Annotated in this window: 19 protein-coding genes; 11 read left to right on the top strand and 8 right to left on the bottom strand. The window is 41.9% G+C overall.

Features of this window, described 5'->3' with window-relative positions; genetic code table 11:
- Nucleotides 1-135 precede the first annotated feature (135 nt).
- Nucleotides 136-1,683: a DUF3360 family protein gene (locus L4D20_RS14720; protein ID WP_428802359.1), complete on the bottom strand. Its 1,548-nt coding sequence runs from the start codon at nucleotides 1,681-1,683 to the stop codon at nucleotides 136-138.
- A 596-nt stretch (nucleotides 1,684-2,279) separates the two neighbouring features.
- Between L4D20_RS14720 and L4D20_RS14715 the strand changes: the two genes are divergently transcribed.
- The 4 genes from L4D20_RS14715 (at nucleotide 2,280) to L4D20_RS14700 (ending at nucleotide 5,504) form a co-directional block, all read left to right on the top strand.
- Nucleotides 2,280-3,050 carry an ABC transporter ATP-binding protein gene (locus tag L4D20_RS14715; protein WP_428802358.1) on the top strand — a complete coding sequence of 257 codons (771 nt, stop codon included), beginning with the start codon at nucleotides 2,280-2,282 and terminating at the stop codon, nucleotides 3,048-3,050.
- 153 nt (nucleotides 3,051-3,203) lie between these two features.
- The gene (locus tag L4D20_RS14710; RefSeq protein WP_428802357.1) at nucleotides 3,204-3,974 is read left to right on the top strand and encodes an ABC transporter substrate-binding protein; all 771 of its coding nucleotides are present in this window, start codon (nucleotides 3,204-3,206) and stop codon (nucleotides 3,972-3,974) included.
- A 108-nt stretch (nucleotides 3,975-4,082) separates the two neighbouring features.
- Nucleotides 4,083-4,823, top strand: coding sequence for an ABC transporter permease (locus L4D20_RS14705; protein ID WP_428802356.1), 741 nt, complete (start codon nucleotides 4,083-4,085; stop codon nucleotides 4,821-4,823).
- A gap of 3 nt (nucleotides 4,824-4,826) precedes the next feature.
- Nucleotides 4,827-5,504, top strand: a complete 678-nt coding sequence (locus L4D20_RS14700) for an ABC transporter permease (protein ID WP_428802536.1) — start codon at nucleotides 4,827-4,829, stop codon at nucleotides 5,502-5,504.
- 114 nt (nucleotides 5,505-5,618) lie between these two features.
- Here the strand turns inward: L4D20_RS14700 and xthA are convergent, their stop codons facing one another.
- Nucleotides 5,619-6,425, bottom strand: coding sequence for an exodeoxyribonuclease III (gene xthA, locus L4D20_RS14695; RefSeq protein ID WP_428802355.1), 807 nt, complete (start codon nucleotides 6,423-6,425; stop codon nucleotides 5,619-5,621).
- 223 nt (nucleotides 6,426-6,648) lie between these two features.
- On the opposite strand from xthA, the gene L4D20_RS14690 reads away from it, so the two are divergent.
- Entirely contained in the window at nucleotides 6,649-8,766 is a 2,118-nt protein-coding gene (locus L4D20_RS14690; RefSeq protein WP_428802354.1) for a methyl-accepting chemotaxis protein, read from the top strand.
- A 76-nt stretch (nucleotides 8,767-8,842) separates the two neighbouring features.
- Here L4D20_RS14690 and L4D20_RS14685 read toward each other — a convergent pair whose 3' ends face one another.
- The 5 genes from L4D20_RS14685 to dinG form a co-directional block, all read right to left on the bottom strand.
- Nucleotides 8,843-9,991, bottom strand: a complete 1,149-nt coding sequence (locus L4D20_RS14685; RefSeq protein WP_428802353.1) for a ribosomal protein uL16 3-hydroxylase — start codon at nucleotides 9,989-9,991, stop codon at nucleotides 8,843-8,845.
- A gap of 36 nt (nucleotides 9,992-10,027) precedes the next feature.
- Nucleotides 10,028-10,192 carry a pleiotropic regulatory protein RsmS gene (gene rsmS, locus L4D20_RS14680; protein ID WP_428802352.1) on the bottom strand — a complete coding sequence of 55 codons (165 nt, stop codon included), beginning with the start codon at nucleotides 10,190-10,192 and terminating at the stop codon, nucleotides 10,028-10,030.
- A gap of 17 nt (nucleotides 10,193-10,209) precedes the next feature.
- Complete coding sequence (locus L4D20_RS14675; protein ID WP_428802351.1) at nucleotides 10,210-10,758, bottom strand: primosomal replication protein; 549 nt, start codon at nucleotides 10,756-10,758, stop codon at nucleotides 10,210-10,212.
- Between the two features lie 73 nt (nucleotides 10,759-10,831).
- Nucleotides 10,832-11,611, bottom strand: coding sequence for a sulfite exporter TauE/SafE family protein (locus L4D20_RS14670; protein WP_428802350.1), 780 nt, complete (start codon nucleotides 11,609-11,611; stop codon nucleotides 10,832-10,834).
- Nucleotides 11,612-11,681: 70 nt separating this feature from the next.
- Nucleotides 11,682-13,754, bottom strand: coding sequence for an ATP-dependent DNA helicase DinG (dinG, locus tag L4D20_RS14665; RefSeq protein ID WP_428802349.1), 2,073 nt, complete (start codon nucleotides 13,752-13,754; stop codon nucleotides 11,682-11,684).
- Nucleotides 13,755-14,262: 508 nt separating this feature from the next.
- Here dinG and L4D20_RS14660 point away from each other — a divergent pair.
- Both L4D20_RS14660 and L4D20_RS14655 read left to right on the top strand, forming a co-directional pair.
- Nucleotides 14,263-15,219 (top strand): porin, encoded by a 957-nt coding sequence (locus tag L4D20_RS14660; RefSeq protein WP_428802348.1) that lies wholly within the window; start codon nucleotides 14,263-14,265, stop codon nucleotides 15,217-15,219.
- A gap of 83 nt (nucleotides 15,220-15,302) precedes the next feature.
- Complete coding sequence (locus L4D20_RS14655; protein ID WP_428802347.1) at nucleotides 15,303-15,902, top strand: DUF2057 family protein; 600 nt, start codon at nucleotides 15,303-15,305, stop codon at nucleotides 15,900-15,902.
- A 41-nt stretch (nucleotides 15,903-15,943) separates the two neighbouring features.
- Here L4D20_RS14655 and bioA read toward each other — a convergent pair whose 3' ends face one another.
- Nucleotides 15,944-17,224, bottom strand: a complete 1,281-nt coding sequence (gene bioA / locus L4D20_RS14650) for an adenosylmethionine--8-amino-7-oxononanoate transaminase (RefSeq protein ID WP_428802346.1) — start codon at nucleotides 17,222-17,224, stop codon at nucleotides 15,944-15,946.
- Between the two features lie 143 nt (nucleotides 17,225-17,367).
- On the opposite strand from bioA, the gene bioB reads away from it, so the two are divergent.
- The 4 genes from bioB to bioD are packed head-to-tail and all read left to right on the top strand — an operon-like array spanning nucleotide 17,368 to nucleotide 21,114.
- Nucleotides 17,368-18,420, top strand: coding sequence for a biotin synthase BioB (gene bioB / locus L4D20_RS14645; RefSeq protein ID WP_428802345.1), 1,053 nt, complete (start codon nucleotides 17,368-17,370; stop codon nucleotides 18,418-18,420).
- Nucleotides 18,421-18,449: 29 nt separating this feature from the next.
- The gene (gene bioF, locus L4D20_RS14640) at nucleotides 18,450-19,616 is read left to right on the top strand and encodes an 8-amino-7-oxononanoate synthase (protein ID WP_428802344.1); all 1,167 of its coding nucleotides are present in this window, start codon (nucleotides 18,450-18,452) and stop codon (nucleotides 19,614-19,616) included.
- Nucleotides 19,616-20,437 (top strand): malonyl-ACP O-methyltransferase BioC, encoded by an 822-nt coding sequence (gene bioC / locus L4D20_RS14635; protein ID WP_428802343.1) that lies wholly within the window; start codon nucleotides 19,616-19,618, stop codon nucleotides 20,435-20,437. The genes bioF and bioC overlap by 1 nt, the downstream gene beginning before the upstream one ends.
- A complete protein-coding gene (bioD, locus tag L4D20_RS14630; RefSeq protein ID WP_428802342.1) occupies nucleotides 20,434-21,114 on the top strand; it encodes a dethiobiotin synthase in 681 nt (226 codons plus the stop codon). The genes bioC and bioD overlap by 4 nt, the downstream gene beginning before the upstream one ends.
- Nucleotides 21,115-21,167 lie beyond the last annotated feature (53 nt).

The raw sequence follows: 21,167 nt of genomic DNA, 5'->3' as shown, positions 1-21,167 counted from the left end.
CGTCAATAGCAATCTAACCATTTAGGGTTACTATACACTAAAATTTTTTTGTAAACCTTAAACTAAATCAATAAAAGTAAAAAAAAGTTGAAAAAAAGGGTGATGATAAAACCATCACCCAAACTATTTTTTAATCTATAGCCAAGCTTTCAGGCCGTATTGAGTCTCTAGCATGCCTACCGCTAACATCGCGATTAGACAGATAACCAATACACCGCCAGGAATTACGATCTTATCAACGAAAGATAGCTTAGAAGCACGCTCTTTATCACCAATAAGGCCGTTGTTATCTAGAAGCATTGTTAGAGCCCATGCAAGCACTGGGTTAACAACAGCAGAGCCGAAGATACAGATACCAGCCGCTTGTGAGTCTTTCGTATCCTTAACCATCTGCATACCAGCTTCAAGAAGTGGTAAGAATACACCAACAAGAAGAGCAACACGCATTACTGGTGGCCATACCGCGACATCCATCGGGAAACCAAGGATTGCAACGATGATACACATAGAACCAAGCAAGATTGCACCGGCCGGGATAGGACGCTTAGCAATCGCCGCTGGGATCATGTAAGTACCCCAAGATGAAGTGATGTTACCACCACCAACCGCAGTACCAACCATTTGACGGAATGAACACATAGTCATAGTGTCATCAACGTCCATAAGAACTTTATTTGTCTTACGTGGGTAGTTCAGCTCTTGGAAAATACGGTGACCAAGGAAATCGGGAGACCACATAGCAACCGCAAGAATAGCAAACGGTAGTGATGCAATGAAGTGCTCAAGATTCGGAAGACCTAACTGCCAACCTTGTTCAGTGCTTCCCCACCAGTAAACAGGGTTTAGGTTTGGAATGCCCATTTCAGTTTCAAATGTAAGGTCAAAACCTGCACCAAGGCCCAGTGCGATAATAAGGCCAGTAAAGGCACACACAGGAATCGCTAACCAACGTTTGTTGATTTTTGCCAAGATGGCGTAAACAACAATGTTTAAACCAAGAACAACAAGACCGATATAGCCAAGGCTACCTGCTTCAACCGTCGCAGACTGTAAACCTGTTGCCCAAGCTTGAATTGAACCTATTTGACTCATGACCCCAGTAAAACCGAGGAATATTAATAAACCCCCGGCCGTACCTTGAGAGGTGAGGTTAACGAGCTTTGAACCACCTTTAAAGTAGCTGAGTAGAAGTCCGAAGATACCGAGCAAGATTGCAAGTGCAAGAGGGTGCGCCCCAGCTAATGCAATACTACCGATCAATGGAATCATTGGTCCGTGGTTACCCGCTAAGTTTGCTCTAGGGTTAAAAATACCAGACGCTAGGATACAGAACAGTAAAGCAGGGATAAGCATCTCAACACGAGCAACCTCGATAGCGAAATCTTTACCTAACTCAACGTGATCCCATGCTGCGGTTAGACCGTCAGCCCAAGACATCATTACCGCTGAATACATCGCGATAATGCCAATTGTACCAGCAAGTGCAGGCACTAAGTCTTCTAATTCAAATCGGAAGTCACGACCTGGTAAGTTAAGGCCAAAGCGGCGTGGCTTCATAATTTGCAGTTCATGATCTAGATAATCTGAACGGTTAGCAAACTCAGATGCTGGACGGTGGAGCTCTTGGTAGCTCTTGTTCTCAATATCCGAATCAGAGTGAGGGTTATTCACTGCGTCTGACATAGATTCCCCATATTAAAAGTAGTTATTTATTCAATCCGAATCCAGCGCTATGAATAGACCGCTAGAGTGGCACGAGATATGTGCTAAATCTTAACAAAAGATAGAGCATGTATCGTTTTTTTAAATATTCAAATATTTTTGCAAGTTTAGCCTGCTTGCTATTCGGCGTGATTGATCTTGATCAGGTTACAAAACAATGTGAAATAAAGCTACGTAATCGAAGTTATTGTTACTTAAAGGAAAATTGATAGTATTGATTGTCACTATAAGTTTTATTGATACACAGGTTAATTACATATCGTCTTTATTTTAGATGTTTAATCAATAGGGGAAAGTCACGTCAATAAATATTGAACTATATCTAGTTTTTATAAATTCATTAACATCTGCAAAGTGGCTTTAATGATTTCATTTGTTTGTTTTATGCGACTCTACTAGTTTTATTGGCTAATGTTTGAATTAATACTCATATAAAGTGGCTATATATCCTAAAAACACAGGTTAATAATTTGTTGCATCTCTTTCTTAGGGGTGCTAATTTGAATCGCAATGTGGGGGGGAGCCCAGCAGTCATAGTTAACAGGGAGTACGAGCGCATGAAAGATGTACCAGCGCTAGATATAAAAGAACTGCACAAAACATTTGGTCAAAATGAAGTGCTGAAAGGCATTTCATTAGAAGCTCATAAAGGTGATGTAATTTCTATCATAGGCTCTTCTGGGTCAGGTAAAAGTACCTTTTTACGCTGTATCAACTTATTAGAAACACCAACAGCTGGTGATATTTGGGTCAATGGTGAATTGATCGAGATGAAAAACAACCGTCAAGGTGAAGCTGTACCCGTCAATGAGAAACAAGTTCAACGTATCCGTTCACGTCTTGCAATGGTATTTCAAGGTTTCAATCTATGGTCACACATGACCGTCTTAGAAAATGTAGTTGAAGCCCCAATCCATGTACTTGGTGTACCGAAAGCACAAGCCATTGAAAATGCAGAGCTACTGCTTAAAAAAGTAGGGCTTTACGAGCGCAAAGATTATTACCCAGGTCACCTATCCGGTGGACAACAACAACGTGCTGCTATTGCACGTGCATTAGCGGTTGATCCTGAGGTTATGTTATTTGACGAGCCGACATCAGCACTTGATCCCGAGTTAGTTGGTGAAGTTCTTGGGGTCATGCGTGATCTTGCCGAAGAAGGCCGCACAATGTTAGTTGTTACCCACGAGATGGCGTTTGCTCGTGATGTTTCAAACCATGTGATGTTTTTGCATCAAGGTAAGGTGGAAGAGCAGGGTGATCCAAAGCTACTGTTCAAAAACCCTGAGTCGGAGCGACTGCAACAATTTATATCTTCTATCTACTAGAGCAATTTAATCGGTCTAATAGATCTGTAAGCACAACACCGCTGTTCAATAACTAACGTTCAAGTAACGAACAGCTTAATAAAAATGTTTAATAAAAACCGTTAAATAAAAAATAGAAGTTTAATAATAAATTTCAATCACAGGAGTATGGAAATGAAAAAGTGGTTACTAGTAGCAGCACTTGCTGCAACAGCAGCATCAGGTATTGCCCAAGCGAAAGAATGGAAAACTGTCCGCTTTGGTATTGAAGGTGCTTATCCTCCATTTAGCTGGACTGAAGCAGACGGTTCACTGAAGGGTTTTGACGTTGATATGGCGAACGCACTTTGTGAAGAGATGAAAGTGAAGTGTCAAATCGTACCTCAAGATTGGGATGGTATTATTCCATCACTACTAGCGCGTAAATATGACGCAATCATTGCGGCTATGTCTATTACTGAAGAGCGTAAAAAACGTATCGATTTCACTGGTAAATACGCTCTGATTCCAAACAAATTCATCGCTAAAAAAGGCGCAGATTTAAACTTCGATAAACTTGAAGGCGTTAAAATTGGTGTTCAACGCGCAACAACGCACGACAAATACCTAACTGATAACTACGGTAGCTCAGTAGAAGTTGTACGTTACGGTTCATTTGATGAAGCTTACCTTGATCTAGCAAACGGTCGTATCGTTTCAGTGTTGGGTGATGCATCAGCACTTGAAGAAGGCGTTCTAAATAAAGCAGGTGGTGAAGCATACGAATTCGTTGGTCCTTCATTAACTGATCCAAAATGGTTTGGTGAAGGCTTTGGTATTGCGGTTCGTAAGCAAGATAAAGGTCTAACTAAAACTCTAGATGCTGCAATTCTTTCTCTAAGAGAGAAGGGTGTGTATCAAGAGATTGCAGCTAAATACTTCAACTACGATGTATACGGTCAGTAATATCTAAATAACAGTGTCTTAATCGATATCTGGTTGTTGGTTCCTAGTAATTGATGTACCCAATGACCAGATATTCTTTTTTATAACCTAGGGACTAGGAACTAACACATGTTAGATTTACAGGGATATGAAGCTTCAATATTAAAAGGGGCAGTTTTGACCATCGAGGTCGCGATACTGTCGCTTATACTGGCCATGATACTTGGCATGCTCGGTGCATTAGCTAAGCTCGCTCCATACCGCTGGGCTAGAGCGATTGCTACACTCTACACAACCGTTATCCGTGGCATTCCCGATTTAGTGCTGATGATGCTTATCTTTTTTGGCGGACAGATCTTACTAAATAATAGTCTTTACTCGATGAACGAGTGGCTTAATGAATGGTTTGCTTCCTCTGATCCTAGTCATGAATGGACAGCTTACCTACCTGACTATATCGATGTTAGCCCGTTTATTGCTGGCGTACTTACAATAGGTTTTATCTTTGGTGCTTACATGGCGGAAACATTCCGTGGTGCGATCATGGCCGTAGATAAAGGTGAATTGGAAGCAGCGAAAGCGTATGGCATGAGTGCGACGTTAGCATTCAGACGAATATTACTTCCTCAAATGATCCGACATGCATTACCTGGATTTGGCAACAATTGGTTAGTGCTATTGAAAACCACTGCGCTCGTGTCAATCATCGGTCTTGAAGACATGGTACGTGTTAGTTCGCTAGCCGCAGGCTCGACTAAAATGCCATTCACCTTTTATATGACAGTCGCAATTATTTTCTTATTTTTTACCAGCGTATCAACCGGGTTATTGAAATTGGTTGAACGTAAATTTAGTATTCATGCGAGGTAGATGATGGATTTCTCTTTGTTAATTGATAGTTTTCCTATCTACCTTGATGGCCTGTGGACGACCACTTGGCTAGTGAGCTGTGCCCTTGTACTTGGTTTAACTATCGCTATTCCCTTAGCCATCGCTAGAAACAGCCCTAATTACTTATGGAATGCGCCGTCATGGGCATTTATCTATTTTTTCCGTGGTACACCTCTTCTTGTTCAGTTGTATCTCATTTACTACGGCATGGACCAATTCTTCCCGGTTAAGGATACACTCTGGGAAAATGCATGGTTCTGCGCGTTGGTCGCTTTTGTGTTGAATACATCCGCGTATACGGCAGAAATCATTCGAGGTGCGATTAACGGGCTACCTAAGGGTGAAGTAGAAGCAGCCAAAGCTTATGGGATGAGTGTTTCTAAAACATATCGCCGAATCATATTACCAAGTGCGTTACGTAGAGCACTTCCAGCGTACAGTAACGAAGTGATATTTATGCTTCATGGTAGTGCTGTTGCCGGTATTGTGACGATTATGGACTTAACAGGCGCGGCACGTTTGGTGAATGCTCGTTACTACGCTCCGTTTGAATCCTTTTTAGCGGCTGGCCTGTTTTATATGGGATTGACGTTTATTATTCTTTGGTGCTTTAAACATGCAGAGAAGCGTTTCCTCGCCTATTTAAGACCGTTAAGTTAAATAAACTTATGGGATGATATTTACTAATGAAAAAGGCTTCGAAAAGAAGCCTTTTTTGATCGTCTGACCCGTACTGAAATAAGGTAGGAACTTTTAACTAAGAGGTTGTTTTCATTAAGAGAATATTGACCAAATAGGTGCGTGATCAGACGGTTTCTCTATTCCTCTGAGCTCATAGTCAATCCCAGCTTCTATACAAGTTGAAGCAAGTGATGGTGTCGCTAAGACAACGTCTATACGCAATCCACGATTATCCGGGAATCCTTTAGAGCGGTAATCAAACCATGAAAACTTATCATCAACGGTTGGATGTAAGTTTCTAAAGGTATCTTCTAGTCCCCAATCCTGAAGTGTTTTTAGCCATTCGCGCTCAATAGGTTGGAATGAACATTTTCCTGTTTTCAACCAGCGTTTTTTGTTTGGTTCACCGATACCAATATCCAAATCAATAGGGCTGATGTTGATGTCGCCCATAACGACCAATTTTTCGTCATTGCTGTGGTTTTGGTTTAGGTAACTCATCAAATCTTTGTAGAACTGCTCTTTGTAGGGGAATTTCGTTTCGTGCGTAATGTTGTCGCCTTGTGGAAAGTAGCCGTTAAGAACGGTGACAGGTTCGCCTTTTTCGTTTTCGACGGTCACCATGATCATACGTTTTTGATGCTCATCGTTATCTGTTGGAAATCCGTAGGTCACTGAAAGAGGCTTGTTCTTACATAGCATAGCAACACCATAATGAGCTTTCTGCCCATGGTAGAAGACGTGATAGCCCATTGCTTCAACCGCTTCGAGTGGAAATGCATCGTTATGTACTTTGATTTCTTGTAATCCAATTACATCAGGTTGATGCTTTTCAATCAAAGCTTCCAGTTGATGTAGGCGAGCTCGTAGGCCATTGATATTAAAACTGACGATTTTCATAAGTCATCCGTGTTTAAGTTGAAGGTTAAAAGGCTAGAGTTAAATTCTACCACCTCATTTTATGAGGGCAAAGGTGTGATTGGTAAAACATTTTACTGTAATTGACCACTTTATTAACAATTAACTAAACTTATGATTGACCGACTGAAACAATGTGCTTAAATTCAATAGGTCAGAAAATACCTACCCCAAAAATTAAACTGTTTGCTTATAAGGATGTAATATGCGAACTCTTTCCGTGCAGTGGAAAATCACACTTCTTGCAGGATGCTGCCTACTTATCACCTCACTCTCTTTAGTTGGGTTCTCTGTTTATAATGCGATTGAAAATCAAAAAACCATAACAGCCCAAAGCTCAAAATCCGTTATTGAAAAATCCCAACAGCTTCTTGAAACTCGCGCACGCCTAAATTCAATTGAAGTCGGGCAGTTTTTAAATGAAGCGATCTATCGCGCTGAAATGCTCGCATCGAATGCTCTGTTTTTTAAAACCAATACGGAAGAGAATTTCGGTTCGAGTGAAGAGCTGCGTACCGCGCTTGATGAAATGGTTCGTAAGTCAGTTGCAGAGTTTGATTCTATAGAGGGTGCATACCTAGTCTTTAAACCCAACTTACTTGACGGAGAAGACAGCAATTACATCGATGCTGATTATGTAGGCTCTAACGATATAGGGCGTTTCGCGTCGTATTGGAAGACAGCTGAGAATGGTGAGAATATCATTGCAAACGTCTTAACTGAGCAGGCACTCTCTGAATCAAGTGAAAGTGAACGTTTCTACTGTCCTATTGGCAGCGGTGAAATTTGTGTGTCGACACCGAGACTTGTTATCCAAGATGAAGGCCAATTCTTAGCGGCCTCTATTTCCGTCCCTATTCTAATTGATGAGGTACCTATTGGTTTTTACGGTATTGATCTCAAGCTTGATCAACTCAGCAATATTGTTATGGAGTCAGATCAGAGCTTATTCGATGGAAGTGGACGTATCTATATTTTGAGCTTGAGTGGATCTTTAATCGCTAGTGATGACCCAAGCTTAACCATTGGAAGTCAATTTCAGAGCAGCACTATTTCGAATGATAAAGTAACCGATCTTTTATTTGGAGAAGAACTCGATACCAGCTGGAGCAGCGATGAGCAGTGGCTTACGGTTTTTGCTCCAATGAAGCTTGCAAACCAAACTTGGGGTGTCATATTCGAAATGCCTCGCTCAGTAGTGGTAGCGGATGCAATTGAGCTAGATACAGTTCTTTCGAACAATCTTGCTTCGAGTGTTAAAAGTGAACTCTTTACCGGTGGTGTGTTTGTTCTAATCGGTCTGGGGCTGATTGCTTTGCTAGCCCAACGTATCGTCAAACCTATTCGAGAAGTCGTTGTCCGCTTAGACGACATTGCGTCAGGAGAGGGAGACTTAACTCAGCGATTGGATGTTAAATCACAAGATGAAATAGGTCAGCTAGCCCAAGGTTTTAACCTGTTCTTAGAGAAGCTTCAACTTACTATTAAAGAAGTCGTTCAAACCACAAATGAAGTCGCTGAAACAACCATTCAAGCTAAAGAAGCAGCAATGGCAACGCGTAGCAGTAGTGAATCTCAATTTAAAGAGGTGGACTTAGTGGCGACAGCTTCAGAAGAGATGACACAAACAGCCAGTCTAGTGGTTCAAAATGCCGAAACAGCGGTACAAGCAGCCACTGATGCAAATAAAGCAGCTGAGTCAGGTCAACAAGTGATCGAAAGCTCTCAACACGAAATGAGTGCGTTGGTGGATAAAATGACTCAAGCAGTCCCAATCGTTGAAGAACTTGCGAAAAATAACGCAAATATCACGGCGATTTTGACGGTGATTGAAGGTATCTCTGAACAAACAAACCTGTTGGCATTGAACGCTGCAATCGAAGCAGCAAGGGCTGGAGAGCAAGGCCGTGGTTTTGCTGTTGTTGCAGATGAAGTTCGCAACTTAGCAAGCCGAACGCAAGCTTCTGTTGGAGAAATAAGAGAAGTCATTGATAAGGTTCAACGTGGAACACAAGATGTGGTTGAAGCTATTCAAGAGGGTAACCAACTTGCGCATGATTCATCAAATCAAGTTAATACCGCCGTGTCTGAACTGAGCCATATTTTTGAAGCGATTGCCGCTATCAACGATATGAACAGTCAAATAGTACGAGCTGCAGAAGAGCAACAAACGGTCTCAGCAGAAGTGAATTTAAGCGTTTCAAATATTCGAGATCTGAGTGCGCAGATTGTGAGCCAAGCGGGTGAGTCTGAGTCTGTTGGAAGCCAGATTAATACGTTATCTGAGCGTCAACAGCAGCTAGTGAGTCAGTTTAAAGTGTAAATACGTTCAATATTAATCCAATAAAAACCAGCCTAGAGCTGGTTTTTTTCTGATAATCTATTTGGATACTAAGTCTTTACTCGCAATCCTCACAATACCAGTAGCCTTTATTGACTAGCTCGGTAATTAAAGACACGTCTGCACTTTCAAAGTCTCTGTCTAAATCGCTCATGCAGATTGTATCGTGGTTACAAAGGCGCTGTAATAGGTCTTGTTGCTCTGTAGCCACTTTATACATGTTGCCATCGATGTAAGCGACGCAAGGCTCTGACTCATTATACAGTGCTCTTAAACCAGCGACTTTAGTAAACGTAGTGTCACCATTTAGTTGAATTGAAATCTCTTCGCTTGTCCAATCTTCTTCTGGTGGGTAAAGCGCTAGCTGGTGGCGAGATTGGCTAAGCATAGTACCCATAAAATCTTTAATCATTTCAGGATTTTCAAATGCTTTAGTCATCATTTCCGTCAAGATAGTAAGATCTGATGATTGAAGTTCACCATGCTTGTCTTGACTCTGCATTGAAGGGTTATGTAAATGAATATCGCCCATATCATGCGATAGAACATAATCAGCAAAGTTACTAATAAGCTCTTGCTCTTTTGGAGAACGATAACCCATTGAGTAGCTCATCGAAGGTTCAAGTGATACGCCTTCGTGTGGAAAGCCTGGGGGAATATAAAGAATATCGCCTGGTTCCAAAACGTCATCAATGATGGCATCAAACCCTTCAATTTGTCTTAACGCTTCCGTTCGCTGTGTCTCTTTATATTGACCTACATCTTTCTCACCGACACGCCAGTGACGTTTACCGCTACCTTGAATGATAAATACATCGTACTGATCGATATGTGGACCTACGCCACCACCTACCGCTGAATAGCAGATCATTAGATCATCGAACAGCCACTGAGGTAATGATTCAAAAGGTTTCGTTAGTTGAGCAACGCCAGCATGCCAATGGTTTGCTGCTTGTACGATCAACTGATAATGAGACTCTGGAAGTTGGTTGAATTTGCTGTCGTCGAATGGGCCGTGCTCTGCCACCCAGTTATCGTTTAGGTTTGAAACAAAACGAGAATCGACCTCTTCTTCCATTGTTAATCCTGCTAATTCCTCAGGGCTAATCGGGTCGATAAAGTTTTTGAATCCACCTTTTATGATTGTTGGCTTTTTGTGCCAATAGTCAGTCAAAAATGAATCTAAGGAGAAAGAGAGCTGATACATGCGATTACCAATTAAAAGAGTTATAAAATATTAAATTTATGAAGTTAAACGTTTTGATTCAAGATCAGACTTTACGATCTCGATAGCCTTAAGAGCAGTTTCAAGATCGACTTCATTAGATTCAAGTAAATAGATAAGATCGACAGCGAGTTTAATCTCATCTGGTGCGTTATCTAATGGTGATGGGGTTTCTTTGGACATGATTTCTATAGACCTAATTACTGATTCTTTTCTTTGAATGTTATCTGTTTTTCAAGCTTAAGCTTTGCCTCTTGGCAACGTTGCAACCTTTGCTCTGTAGCAAGTAGTGCTTTTTGAGCTTGTTGCTGATGAAACGAGGGTGCTTGCTTCAAAGCGAGTTCTTTTTCTCTGACCATATCACGCAGGCGGATCTCCCACTCTTGGTGTTTGGCTAGTTCTTGATAGAGCGCATTAATTGGCTTTCGATAATAGCTAGAGTGCTTAGGCTCGTTTTTGCGAATGCCTTGAGTCGATAGTTCACGCTGAATTGCACTGATTTGAGCAAGCAACCTTTCGGTTAAAAACTCAGCTCTCTCTTTAGTCAGTTTATTTGCTTGTTCTTCTCGAGTGATGGTTTTAAACGTAGATTGTGTTTCGTTTACGCAAGGAACAAGCAATCGACCATGACAATGGAAAAGGCGCTCATCAAACAAAGGTTGATGATGCTCCCCTCGACTACGATCTAGTTGAGCCGCTTGATGTGCTAGCTGCTCTAAGATCGGTTTTAAATTAGCAAATTGGCTCATAAATCAACTCGTATAAAAATAGGTAAACTTGTTTAAACTGGTGACACGTTAGAAGCCACGAGTAAACCAGAAGCTAAGCGGTAACAAACCAAGCTTGATAAGCCAACTTAACCGCTAATACGCTTACAACAGTAACAAAAACGGGCCGAATAAACTTTGCGCCAAAACGAATCGCTGAATGTGCGCCAACATAGGCCCCAGCCATTAAGCAAACTCCCATGGTGAGTCCGAGTACCCAATCAATATGTCCTAGTACAGCGAAGGTCACAAGTGAGGTGAAGTTACTGGTAAAGTTCATGGCTTTTGCAAGCCCAGATGCCAATAGAATATTAAGTCGATACAGTGCCATTGAACTCACCGTCCAAAATGCACCGGTTCCGGGGCCAGCAACACCATCATAAAATCCAAGAGTTAAACCTTGAATAATTTGTTTTCTTTTAATCGAAGGGCAAGCTTTTGGGAGAATATTACTATTCGACGGCGGCGTTTTATGAAAAATCGTATAAATAGCGGCAGCAAGAATAACCAGCGGTAACCCTTTCTCAAGCCACTCTGTACTAATAGCGTCGACGATTAAGGTACCAAATACCGCTCCAATGAAAGTTGCGATAAATGCCTTAATCCAAAAGCGTGGTTTAAACAGCTTCTTCTTATAGTAGGTAAAAGCCGCTGTTGATGATGCAAAGGTTGCTGCAAGCTTATTTGTTCCTAGCGCAATATGCGGAGGCAAGCCTAATGATAGAAGGGCAGGAACGGTCAGCATTCCACCACCACCGGCTACAGCATCAATAAATCCAGCAGTAAAAGCGACAAGTGCCAGCACAACCAACATGGTTGGCTCAAGTAGTTCCATAAAATATTCTTCTATTTCTAATCGTCGTCTCTGTTATTGCTGTTCGTTATCACAAACTAGCTAGACACGACTATTTTATTGTTCTTTTAAAAGGGGGTAATGAGTCAAGCAGTGACTTCCCATAGCGTTTGGTCACGATGCGGCGATCAAGGATGTACACTTTACCAGAGTCTCGCTCTTTTCGCAGTAAGCGGCCAACCGATTGAATCAGTTTTTTACTCGCTTCGGGAACGCTAATTTGCATAAACGCGTTTCCACCACGCTGCTCAATATATTCGGCATGCGCTTGCTCAACAGGCGAGGTTGGAACACCAAAAGGTATCTTAGTGATAATAAGGTTCTCTAACAGTTCCCCGGGTAAATCTAACCCTTCAGAGAAACTTCCTGTACCAAATAACACACTCGTCTTGCCACACTGGATTAATGTTTTGTGTTTATTCAGTATTTCGATACGAGAGCTGTCCCCTTGAACCTGTATTGCCCAACCTTTTTTCGTGAAGCTGGTTGCAAGTGCTTCGGCTACTTGGTTCATCTGCCAGTAGGATGAGAATAAAACAAGGTTAGCTTGCTTGTCTTCAATTAACTTAGGCAAAATTTCAATAAGATATTCAGTATATTGAGGTGCTTGCGGCTCGTACTTCATGGCAGGTACAATTAGCTCAGCCTGATTTTGATAATCGAATGGTGAAGCTAGAGCCAAAAACTGTGTTCCTGAATCGGGTTTTTCGCTCACTCCTGTCTGATGACAGAAAAAGCTAAAAGAGTTTAATGCGCGCATTGTTGCTGACACGAGAATCGCACCAATACAACGGCTCCATAATTGCTGATCTAGTTGCCAACCAACCTCAAGCGGAGAGACATTAACGGTAAAGTCATTGTCGCTATCCTTAGATACCTCAATCCATCTAGCAAGAGGTGCGCCTTTTTCCCGTTTAGGTTCGGCCATTAAGTTCCAAACTTGGGCTAGATTTTCAAGTCGTTGTAAATAAAAACCCAACTCAGCCAGTGCTGGCTCGGCTAACTTACTGGATATTTCACCATCCTTTAAGCGCTCTGCTATTAAATCGGCTATTTTTGCAGCCGCCTGAGCGCCTTTACTTGATAGTTGCTTTAACTCAGCCGATTCTTTCTCAAGCCATGATGGAAGTTCACCGTTCTCGAAACGATATCGACCTTCTTCAAACTCTGAAGGTTCGAATCTTTGACTTAACTGTGTCAAAGAGGGGATCAGTTGCTGAATGGCATCTTGCAGCTGATTTTGAAAGCGACCGACTCGTTTCTCGTCAGCAAGGTTAGAAAACTTGGTTATAAGCTTATTCAATCGCTCTAACCAACTCACCGCCCCTTTTAAACTGGCAGAAGCAGAAGAGTGGTCACGTGCCACTCTCGGTAAATGGTGCGCTTCATCAAAAACGTAAATAGTGTTTTCTGGCTCAGGGAGGATAACGCCCCCACCCAGATCAGCGTCTGCCATGACTAAGCTGTGATTGGCAATAATAACGTCGGCTTTATCTAACTCTGAACGTGCTTTTTGAAAGGGGCATGCGCGATGCGCGGGTAGGCTGTTATTACAGCTATGCTTGTCACTGACAATAGAGTGCCAAAGTTCATCACGGATTGGCTTTGGCCAAGAATCTCTGTCGCCATCCCATTTCCCCCCAACCAGTGATTTATACATGGTCTGCAATAATTCCACTTCATTCTTTTGTGGCTTGGATTCAAACATTGCTAACTGACCACCATCAACACCACTTGCCGAGGCCAGCTTTTCTGCGCAGCAATAACGTTGACGACCTTTTGCCAATATAAAAGAGAACTCTCTATCGGTAATGCGGCGAAACAATGGTAGATCTTTGTTAATCAATTGCTCTTGAAGTGCGACTGTGGCGGTTGAGATAACCACCTTACGGTTATTGAAGACAGCAATAGGGATTGTCGCCATTAAATAGGCGAGTGATTTCCCAATTCCTGTTCCAGCTTCACCCACCAAAATGCGATTTTTTTTGTGATAGTCACCACAAAGCGTCTTGGTGATTTCTGCAACAAGATAGTTCTGCGCTCGACGAGGTACAAAGTTATCAAGCTGATACTGCAGGTTTTGATAACTTTTACGAATAGATTGTTGGATTTTACTGGCTGACATACGGGGACCTAAATAGTGACGAAGCGATGTTAGCACAATTAGCTAGTGTGTACTTAGTTCACGAAATTGAATGCTATTAGATAAAAAATGGATCTTGTTCACAAAAAAAAGTTGAACCTTCATAGGCTTAGATTAATTTTATAAGTAAAAATATATAAATCTCTAATCGACCCTGTTGTTAAGTGTTTAATTCTGTTTGGTTGTTCTTTTCTTTGTTTTTTTAGTGTTTTGTATTTGTTTGGCCCTTTGTTAATTTTTTGATGTTTCATGAGTTAAACCTAAGAAGCGGCTCGAAAAAAACACACAAATTAATGTAACGTGTTGTTTGTTATGGGTTATATGTTTTTTTAGGTTGTTTTTTAGAAGATTTGACACGCAGGATTATCTTTTGCAATCTAGACCACGAAATTTAGTGAAGGGGACATCAAGCCATAAGAGCTTGAGTCGCCATCAAATTAAAGGGAACCGGACAAGGATTTCCCATCTAATGAAAAGGCAGTGGATTATCATGAAAAAGACTCTATTAGCTCTTGCTATCGTAGCAACAGCAACTTCAGTAAACGCAGCAGAAATTTACAACGCAGACGGTTCTTCTCTAGAGCTAACTGGTCGTGCATTTGCAATTATTGAAACAACTAAAACGAAAGCAACTGGTACTGATACAGATGCACACGCTTACGACTCTCGTCTAGGCTTCAAAGTTCGTCACCAAGTAACAGAAGGTGCTGCAGCAGTTGGTAAATTTGAATTTCAACTTTCTGAAGGTGAAGATTACGGCCTTAAAAACCGTGACGCATACGCTGGTCTAGACTTTACAGATGTAGGTACATTCACATTCGGTCGTCAAACTACATCATTCGATGACCTAGGCTTCCGCGGTGGCTTCGATGAATACTACGGTTTCTCTCAAGATCTAGAAGACCGTGGTCGTGAAAACGGTATCGTTAAGTTCCAAACAGCAAACTTCTCTGGTTTTGTTGGTTCTGCTTCATACCAGTTCGCTGAAGAAAATGACGCTGGAAACGATGTAACAGGTACAACACTTGTTGGTTCTTACGACTCTGATTTCGGTCTAGGCCTTTCTCTTGCTTACTTTGACTATAAAGAAGCGAGTGTAAAAGACCACGCAACTGGTTTTAACCTAGCTGCTGATTATGCATTTGGTGATGCTAAAGTTGGTTTTGATTACGGTTCACAAGAAGACAACTCTAAGACTGAAAAAGACGCTTACCGTTTAGGTGGTGAGTACAACCTAGACGCTTACCGTCTATATGCTGGTTACGGCAACGTAGATACTAAAGCACACTTGTCTAGCACTACAGTTTCTAACGATGGTTTCTACGCTGGTGTAGCTTACGCATTTGGCGCTAAGACTACTATCTTCGCTGAAGTTGCAAGCTACGATGCTGAAGGTGATTCATCTGATTCAGATATGCTAGCTCTAGGTATGAACGTAGCATTCTAATTTAGATAGTTACTGTATACTTTTGTTAAAGCCGCCTTTTGGCGGCTTTTTTCGTAAATTCCAATTAGTTTCTAGGTAATATTATGAAGATGATTCTGCCAATACTTACTTTGTTAGTGAGCTTCAACCTTCTGGCCAATGAGATTACACCTGCATCCGATGTAGAGATCATGGCTGTTAATGGTGTAAAAATTAGTGTTCAACCTACTTACCAGATTAATAGTGGATTTAATCAAGTAGTCATTAGAATGACTAAGCGCTTAAAAAATGGCAGCAAGCGTGAAACATTCATCTCTAAGCCATATGTTGTAAGCTTTACTACTAATGATGATGTAACTATCAAAGCGCCAAAAGTGAACAGTTACAGTGATGCAGAAAAGAAATTTAGATCGGGTCCAGGGTGGGTAGTAGGCGGTAATGATGAAGATCTTGAGTATACCTCTTCACTTTTGCCAGGAAAGGCAGGTTTTATGCCGTATTCTGATCTTGAAGGTCTAATTGAAAGTTATAATAATGAACAGCAAATTGTACTATCTACCGACGAAAATACGCCAGCTGGTCAATTAAAGAAGGCTGAAATGGCGAAAGAGCAAGAGTCAATTAAACAGCTTAAGCTATGGTATACAAAAGCAGATGAGACACAACGCGCCGAATTTATGAAGTGGGCCGCCGATCAAGGTTAGGAATTGTTTAAGGGCTGAGTATTTTAGCCCTTTTTAGTTACCTATATGTGGAAACAATATTCGTTTTGTAATGCACTGGCGATCGCATCCACTAAAGCTTGCACTTCCTCGTGAGTACTTATAAATGGTGGCATCATATAAATCAACTTTCCAAATGGTCGAATCCACACGCCTTGCTCGACAAAGTGCGCTTGAATCTCTTCCATATTGACACTGATATGCGTTTCAACTACACCTATTGCGCCTAGCCAACGCACATCTTTTACGTGGTTATATTTTAGTAGTTTTGGTAATTCTTTAGAAAACTGAGCTTCAATCTCTTTGGTTTGTGCTTGCCAATCGCCTTGCTCAATCAGTTCAAGGCTAGCTGCACCAACAGCGCACGCTAGAGGATTCCCCATAAAGGTTGGGCCATGCATAAAGCAACCAGCTTCACCACCACAGACTGTATCTGCAACGTGTTTGGTTGTAATGGCAGCCGATAGCGTCATATAACCGCCTGTAAGTGCTTTACCAACACAGAGGATATCCGGTTGGATGTCTGCATGTTCACAGGCAAATAGCTTTCCTGTTCGACCAAACCCAGTAGCTATTTCATCTAAGATCAAAAGCACTCCGTACTCGTCACATAATCGGCGTACGCCTTTTAAAAACTCAGGATGATAAATTCTCATTCCCCCAGCGCCTTGAACTATCGGCTCCATAATAACGGCTGCCACTTCTTGATGGTGTGTTTCTAGTTTCAGCTTAAAGTCATCAAGATCCGCTTCATTCCATTCATCCCAGAATCCAACTTGCGGTGAGTTGGCGAAGATATGCTCAGGAAGAAAACCTTTATATAAGCTATGCATTGAATTATTAGGATCGGTTACTGACATGGCGGCAAACGTATCGCCATGATATCCGTCTCTTAACGTTAAGAACTTAGGTCGCCGCTCACCTTTTGCATGCCAATATTGAAGTGCCATTTTTAAACTCACTTCGACAGCAACCGAACCTGAGTCGGCCAAGAAGACTTTGTCTAGGTTACTTGGTGTTAATTCAACTAACTTCTGGCACAGTTCAATGGCAGGGTTGTGTGTAATTCCGCCAAACATGACGTGAGACATTTTATCGATTTGATCATGCGCAGCTTGGTTCAAATGAGGATGATTATAGCCGTGAATGGTTGACCACCAAGAAGACATACCATCGATAAGCTTTGTGCCATTCTCTAGTTCCAAATGTACACCTTGAGCGCCAACTACGGGGTAACAGGTTAGTGGTTTAATCGTTGAGGTATAAGGGTGCCAAATATGATTTTTGTCGAAGTCTAAATCCATTTTCAAGCTCATAGAGTTAATTGTGCGTTTTTTAATCAACTGTAAACTAGTTGATTTATCTATTGTTGACAGTTTATCGCTTATCCGTACACTAGCCAAGTATCCATAACAATAATGATGAATTACTTAATAAGGAAAGCTCTGTGCAATTACGTCACAATTGGACTCATGCAGAAGTTCAGGAATTAATGCAAAAGCCATTCATGGATCTATTGTTTGAAGCGCAATTGGTCCATAGAGAGTTTCAACAGCATAACCATGTTCAAGTTAGTACCTTACTTTCTATTAAGACAGGCGCTTGCCCTGAAGACTGTAAGTACTGCCCACAGAGTGCTCGTTATACAACGGATATCGAAAAAGAAAGATTAATGGAAGTGGATCGCGTTCTTGATGCGGCTCAAAAAGCAAAAACTGCAGGTTCGACTCGCTTTTGCATGGGCGCGGCTTGGAAGAATCCGAAAGAGCGTGACATGCCACATCTAACTGACATGATTAAAGGTGTGAAGGATCTTGGTCTAGAGACGTGTATGACACTTGGCATGCTAGAGCCAGAACAAGCGAAGAAATTGGCTGATGCCGGTTTGGATTATTACAACCACAACCTTGATACCTCGCCAGAGTTTTACGGCAATATTATTACTACCCGTACTTATCAAGATCGCTTGGATACGCTCTCTCATGTACGTGACGCAGGAATGAAGATTTGTTCAGGTGGCATTATCGGCCTTGGCGAGAGCGCGAATGATCGCGCCGGACTATTTGTGGAACTTGCAAACCTACCTGTTCAACCTGAAAGTGTTCCAATAAATATGTTAGTGAAAGTGAAAGGGACACCTCTTGAAAAGGTAGATGACGTCGACCCATTTGACTTCATTCGCTTAATTGCCGTTGCTCGAATTATGATGCCGAAATCGGCAGTTCGATTATCTGCTGGTCGCGAAGGAATGAATGAACAAATGCAGGCGCTCTGCTTCATGGCCGGCGCAAACTCGATCTTCTATGGGTGTAAGCTATTAACGACGCCAAACCCAGGTGAAGATAAAGATATGCAGCTGTTTGCTAAGTTGGGTATCAATAGTCAGCAAGTGGTACAAAAACCTGATGAGATACAGGAAAATGATCTATTGGAACAAGTCACTGAACGAGTAGCAGCACGCCCGACAAAAGATGACTTGTTCTATGAAGCTTCAATTTAAGTAAGTGTAGGCTTTTGAAGAATAGACTTATGAATGATGGTTTTAAAAATCGTATTGAACAAGCTCTGGGTGAACGACGCTCAAAAGGGCTTACTCGTTCATTAGTGACAAGCCGTAACGGCAATACAACGGAACTAATACGAAATAACCAGCGATTGGTTAACTTCTCAAGTAATGATTATTTGGGATTAGCTAATGATCAAGAGCTGGTTCAAGCGTGGCAAAAAGGGTTGGATCTCTATGGCTGTGGTAGTGGCGCATCGCCTTTAGTTACTGGGTTTAGTCCTGCCCATAAAAATCTAGAGAGTTCGCTGTGTGAATGGCTGGGCTTTGAACGTGCGGTGCTATTCTCTTCAGGGTTTAGTGCCAATCAGGCATTATTGTTCTCTCTGCTCGAGAAGGGCGACGAACTCTATCAAGACAAACTGAATCACGCTTCGCTTATGGAGGCAGGTATTTTGTCTCCTGCCACTATGCGCCGCTTTAAACATAATGATACTGAACATCTAACGAGCCTTCTATCAGCGTGTGAAAATATCACCTCACACCGCTTAGTCGTGACGGAAGGGGTATTTAGTATGGACGGTGATGTTTCTCCACTGAGCTCTATTGCTGAAGCCACGAAGAACCGAGCTTGGTTAGCGGTGGATGATGCTCATGGTATTGGTGTTCTTGGTGATGAAGGGCAGGGGAGTTGCTACGCAAAGGGTGTTAAACCCAATATTTTGGTGGTGACCTTTGGCAAAGCGTTCGGCTTATCTGGCGCAGCGATTTTGTGCGACAGTGATACCGGCGATTATCTCACTCAATTTGCTCGTCATCATGTTTATTCTACCGCTATTCCTCCATCTCAGGCGTATGCACTGTCTCATGCCATCACCATGATCCAGACGCAGAATTGGCGACGAGAAAAGTTGACAGAGTTAAAGTCTGTTTTTAATTCAAGACTGCACAGCTTTGAACAAGTGATTGAAACAGAAACACCGATTAATCCTATTATTGTCGGCAGTACCGAGAACGCGGTTACAGCGGCGAATCAACTCAACCAATCTGGCTTTGGTGTTACCGCTATTCGTACCCCTACTGTCCCAGTCAATATGGCTCGCTTGCGCGTCACGTTAACGGCTGCTCATTCGGTTAATCAGGTCAAACAATTGTCGACTTGCCTTCAAGAAGTATTGGGAGAACTAAATTGATGATGAATATTACCAATGTAGAGTGTCATGTACTCCCATTGAGTGAGCATATTGAAGATAAAAGTGACATTGCCGCTGCGTTTAGTAAGGCGGCATCAAGCTATGATAAACACGCAGCATTTCAGCGCGATGTAGGTCATCAATTATTAGAGCGCATGCCGTTAGACTTAAGTGGTAGTGTCGTTGTCGATCTTGGCTGCGGAACTGGATATTTTTCAAAAATACTTTTGGATCGTGGTGCGTCAGTAATCTGTGTAGATTTGTCTTCATCAATGTTGCAACAAGCGAAATACCGTTGTGGTGAAGATAATATAAAATATTACGTGGCAGATGCCGAAAGCCTTCCATTGTGCGCAGAGAGTGTCGACTATGTATTTTCAAGTTTGGCTCTTCAATGGTGCCAAGATTTATCCGTTCCAATGAAAGAGATTCATCGAATACTAACTGGAAAGGGTGTGGCATATTTTTCAACTTTGTTAGACGGTTCGTTACACGAGTTAAAACATTCGTGGAAAAAGGTTGATAAATATCAACATATCAACACGTTTATTTCATCTAATCAGGTAAAAATTGCGTTAGCGCAATCTCATTTTAACAACGTTCAACTAGACTTTGACAAAATTACCGTTTGGTACGACTCTGCGTTTTCAGTGATGCGTGATCTTAAAGGCATTGGTGCCAATCACGTAAGCGGGCGCTCACAAGGTCTCACAAGTCGTAAGGCTTTGATTCAAGTTGAACAAGAGTACCAAGTCTTTAAAAACCATCAAAATCAACTGCCTGTCACTTATCAGGTATGTTTAGGGGCGATTCATCGATGATTGATGCAATTTTTATCGCTGGTACGGATACCGACGTAGGCAAGACCGTAGCATCTAAAGCTGTTTTACACGCTTTGGCTACCAAAGGATTAAACACTATCGGCTACAAACCAGTTGCAGCGGGTAGTGACAAAACAGATGAAGGCATGCGTAATTCTGATGCTCTTCATCTACAAAAAGCAGCAACGCTTGAAGCAAGCTATGATGACGTGAATCCATACGCATTGGAGCTAGCATCGTCTCCGCACATTGCTGCAAGACGTGAGAATATCGAAATTGACTATGCCGTGTTAAGTGACAAGCTAGCGCAGCATAAGAAAAACGCAGATGTTGTTTTGGTTGAAGGTGCTGGTGGCTGGCGAGTACCTGTTTCAGATACTGACTATCTCTCTACATGGGTTAAACAGGAACAGCTTCCAGTGGTTCTTGTTGTTGGTATCAAACTTGGTTGTTTAAGTCATGCGGTATTAACTGCAGAAACGATCAGAGCGGATGGGCTTAACCTTGTTGGTTGGATAGCAAATCGCATAAACCCGGGTACTGAGTATTACCCTGAGTTGATTGAAACACTGGAGAATCAGTTAGGCGCGCCTAAGCTTGGTGAAATACCATACATCCCTGCTGCGAAACGTACTGATTTAGGTAAATTTATTGATTTAGATTTACTGTCTGAATAAACAACGATTCTGTACAGAAATTTAGATAGCAAAAGGGCTGCATTGAGCAGCCC

The organism is Vibrio kyushuensis (assembly GCF_050337325.1).
Classification (GTDB): Bacteria; Pseudomonadota; Gammaproteobacteria; order Enterobacterales; family Vibrionaceae; genus Vibrio; species Vibrio kyushuensis.
The sequence above is the reverse complement of the archived record's forward strand: the minus strand, read 5'-3'. Positions and strand labels throughout refer to the sequence as shown.